Source organism: Variovorax sp. P4_D9, from assembly GCF_056401695.1.
The window spans coordinates 1-3,779 of record NZ_JBFUIU010000835.1 but is presented as its reverse complement, the minus strand read 5'-3'; the positions used below and the strand labels follow the sequence as shown (position 1 = coordinate 3,779).

At 61.2% G+C, this 3,779-nt stretch carries 4 protein-coding genes and 1 pseudogene; all 5 read left to right on the top strand.

Features of this window, described 5'->3' with window-relative positions; genetic code table 11:
• Positions 1 to 357, top strand: a pseudogene (locus AC1DY5_RS46365) (hypothetical protein); the annotation flags it as partial.
• Complete coding sequence (locus AC1DY5_RS46360) at positions 357 to 899, top strand: hypothetical protein (RefSeq protein WP_478121121.1); 543 nt, start codon at positions 357 to 359, stop codon at positions 897 to 899. The pseudogene AC1DY5_RS46365 and the gene AC1DY5_RS46360, both read left to right, overlap by 1 nt.
• Before the next feature lie 11 nt (positions 900 to 910).
• Positions 911 to 1,918: a DUF7064 domain-containing protein gene (locus AC1DY5_RS46355; protein WP_478121120.1), complete on the top strand. Its 1,008-nt coding sequence runs from the start codon at positions 911 to 913 to the stop codon at positions 1,916 to 1,918.
• Positions 1,919 to 1,950: 32 nt separating this feature from the next.
• Positions 1,951 to 3,504, top strand: a complete 1,554-nt coding sequence (locus AC1DY5_RS46350; RefSeq protein ID WP_478121119.1) for an acyl-CoA synthetase — start codon at positions 1,951 to 1,953, stop codon at positions 3,502 to 3,504.
• Between the two features lie 97 nt (positions 3,505 to 3,601).
• A partial coding sequence (locus AC1DY5_RS46345) for a helix-turn-helix domain-containing protein (protein ID WP_478115255.1) occupies positions 3,602 to 3,779 on the top strand: 178 nt, incomplete at its 3' end.

The following is a 3,779-nucleotide window of genomic DNA, read 5'->3' as shown; positions in this document are numbered from 1 at the left end:
GTCCTCGACTGGGAGCGTGCCTACATCGGCGATCGCCACCGCGACCTCGCCTGGTCGACCGCCCGTGTGATCGGTCACATGGCCGAGGACGGCAAGACCTACTTGATCTGCGGACTGATGCCCATCGAGGAGTTCTACGACCGCTATCAGGAGGCATCGGGCATGGTGATCGATCCGGTCAAGCTGCACTTCTACGAGGTTCTCAATCGCTACCAGCAGGTGACCACGGTGCTCGGAACAGCTTATCGCGTGGTTCGCCTGGGCAAGTCGCACCAGAACATCGTCGTCGCACGGCTGCAGACTGCAGCCTACCTTCTGGCCGAGGAACTGCGCAGTGCGCTCGAGGAGGTGCTCTGATGGCCAACCATGCCGACAACGATTTCCGCGCAGCCGCCAAAGCCTTGATGGATGTGGTCGCCCCCGCGATCGACCCCCAGAACCCACTCGCGCGCCAGCAGCTGAAGCTTGTAGTGGACTGGCTTGAGTTCTACCGCAGCCGTCTGCCCTACAACATGGATCGGGAGCGCCTTGAACTCGCGGTGCAACTCGAGACCGCGCACGAGATTATGAATGCGGCGCCCGCCGATACTGGAACTGCGCTGCAGGCGGCGATCGCCGAAGCCACAGTGGTTCAAGAAAGACTGGGCCCGCGGCCGCCACAGGTGCGCGCGGTGACCGCGCGGCTCGAAGATGAGATCAGCGTTGTAGTCCGACGATCCCGCGAGTTCGACGAAGCGGCCCGGCACGACATCGAAAGGGTGGTGGTCTTGAACACACGCCATCTGCTCGACGCGCAACGCTCCTGGTTCCTGCCTCAGAGCATCGAACCTGAACCTGACGCGATCCTGCCGCTCGACGTGGCGCTGCGAATCCGAACGACCGACCGACCCGATAAATAAGGAATTGACAAATGATTTCCGCACAAGATCTCGAGTACCACACTCCGGTCGATGCCGGCCACACCTGGGCTGAGACCTACTTCTTCCCCATCGCGCTGCCCGAGGAGCATCTGCTCGTTACGGTCTACGTCGTCGTACGTCCAGGTATCGGCGTGATGGTGAACGACGTGACGGTGTACGGCGCGCTGTCCGATACGCGATCGGATCTTCTGTACTTCGACGTGCAGCCGCATTTGCCGGCGCCCAAGCGCTGGTCCGACATCGACTCGCCCACTGGCCTAAAGATCAAGGCCGTCAAGCCGCCGCGCGACTACCGAATTGACTACGTGGGCTACAACGACACCGAGATCCATGTCGACTGGATCGGCATGATGGATCCGTTCGACATCCACGATCCGGCGCACAGCCCGAAGGCCGCGAAGACCGTGGAGAAGCAGCATGCGGGCTCGGGCCTGGGCGCCGCGTGGGGCGGTCATTTCGACATGACGGGCCGCGTCACCGGCACGGTGAAGATCCGCGGGAAAGAGTTCAAGGTCGATTGCGTTGAGCGCATGGACCACAGCTGGGGCCACAGAAACCCGGTCACGATGAACGCGCAGAACTCGATCTCCGCAGCCTTCGACGATGACCTGGCCTTTCACATCATCACGCTGCTGGACATGGACGCGCCCAACGGCAAGGATCACACGCTCGCCCACGGATACGTGCTCGACAAAGGCGAGGTCTACGGCGTCACCGATCTGGAGTTGACCAACACCCGGCTGGGCGTTGCCGTGATTGGCATGGACATGAAGGTGACCGATGTGCGCGGCAAGGTCTTCCACATGCACGCGGTGGCCGATGTGGGTGCGCCTTGGAACGCCTATGCGGCGACCGTGACTTTCACGGCACAGATGAAGTGGCTTCTCGACGGGCGCCAAGGCTATGGCTGCGTCATGGAGACGATGGGTATTCCGGGCATGTCCGTGCGCCGCGGACGCTGGTTTTCGGATCCTCAGCCGGCGATCACCGCGGGCTGATTTCTTACCAATCCTTCGCGAGGAGACCCTCAATGCAGGCTACGCAGATCCTAAAACAAGCTGTGATGGAACAGCCCAACCGCGCCGGCACAATCTATCGTGACAGACGCCGTACGTGGCGCGAGATTGGCGACCGCGTCCCGCGTATGGCTGCCGCACTGCGCCAGATTGGTGTGGAGCCGGGCCAGTGCGTCGCCGCGTTGGCAATGAATTCGGACCGCTATCTCGAACTTTTCTTTGCCATTCCCTGGTGCGGCGCGGCGTTTGCTCCGCTGAATGTGCGCTGGTCAGTCCCCGAGAACACCTTCGCRCTGCGCGATTCCGGCGCCCGCGTCATGTTTGTCGACGACGCCTTTCTCGAACAAGCCAAGGAATTGCAAGCCGGCTCCGATCTGCAACTGATCTACATCGGCGAGGACGCAACGCCGGCCGGCATGTTGAGCTACGAGCAACTGATCGCTGATCACCAGCCGATTCAGGACGCGGATCGCAAGAACGACGATCTCTACATTGTGCTGTACACATCGGGCACGACGCTTCAATCCAAGGGCGTCGCGCTGTCGCACCGCAATGTGGTCTACGTGTCCGTGTGCTTCCTTGCCACGCTGCCGTATCGCGACGACCTGACGCACATGCATGTCGGCGGAATGTTCCACCTCTCGGGCGCCGGTCCCGCCTGGTACATCACGCTGGCTGCAGGCACGCACGTGATCCTTCCGAAGTTCGATCCGGAGCCGGTGATGGCCGCGATTTCGCAGCACAAGGTGACCAACGTCGTGCTGGTGCCGACGATGATCAACATGCTAATGAACCAGCCGAACCTGAAGGACTACGACCTGAGCAGCGTCAGGACCTGCGTCTACGGGGGCTCGCCGATGCCTGAGACCATCATGAAGGCCGCGATGCGCGAGCTGCCGACTTGGGGCTTTCATCAAATATACGGTATGACAGAGACCGCGGGGTATGCGACCGCGTTCAAGTGGCGCGATCACCTGGAGGCCGTGGCCAACTATCCCGAGCGCATGAAGTCGGCCGGTCGCGCCGTGACGGGCATGCAAGTGCGAATCGCGCGGCCGGACGGAACGGAGGCGGATGTCCGCGAGAACGGCGAGATCCAGATCCGGGGCGACAATGTGATGACGCGCTACTTCAACAATCCCGAGGCGTCGAAGGATGTGTTGAAGGAAGGCTGGATGCACAGCGGCGATGCTGGCTATCTTGACGAGGACGGCTTTCTCTACGTGGCCGACCGCATCAAGGACATGATCGTTACGGGGGGAGAAAACGTCTACTCCGTCGACGTCGAGCGTGCCCTGTACCAGCATCCCGCCGTGCGTGAGACCGCTGTGATCGGCATCCCCAGCGAGAAGTGGGGCGAAGCGGTGCATGCGGTGGTGGTCCTCAAGGACGGGCATTCGRCCACCGGGGACGAACTCATCGTCCACTGCAAGACATTGATCGGCGGCTACAAGTGCCCGCGCAGCGTCGAGTTCCGCACGGAGCCGCTGCCGACCACGCCGGTCGGGAAGATCCGCAAGAACGTGCTTCGCGATGCCTACTGGACGGGTCGAAGCCGCAAGATCTGATCGCACCAATATTCTGCATGCAAGAAATTTACTCAGCAGTCGATAATTTAGGCTACAAAAGATCACCACGACAATCGAATTGATGATTCAATAGCGCATGAAACGAGATGGCCGCACGCTGGATCACAAAACGCTTGAAGAGATTCGCCTGATGGCGGTGGAGCGAGTTCGCGATGGAGAGAAGCCTTCTGCGGTGATTGCCGCCTACGGCTTCAGCCGCACGACGATCTACAAATGGCTGAAGGCCTCGTCGGGTCGAGGCAAGGGACTCAAGG

What these genes read in the sequence shown, in the direction of transcription:
- AC1DY5_RS46360 (WP_478121121.1), top strand. Translation starts at nt 357, where the DNA reads ATGGCCAACCATGCCGACAACGATTTCCGCGCAGCCGCCAAAGCCTTG.
- AC1DY5_RS46355 (WP_478121120.1), top strand. Translation starts at nt 911, where the DNA reads ATGATTTCCGCACAAGATCTCGAGTACCACACTCCGGTCGATGCCGGC.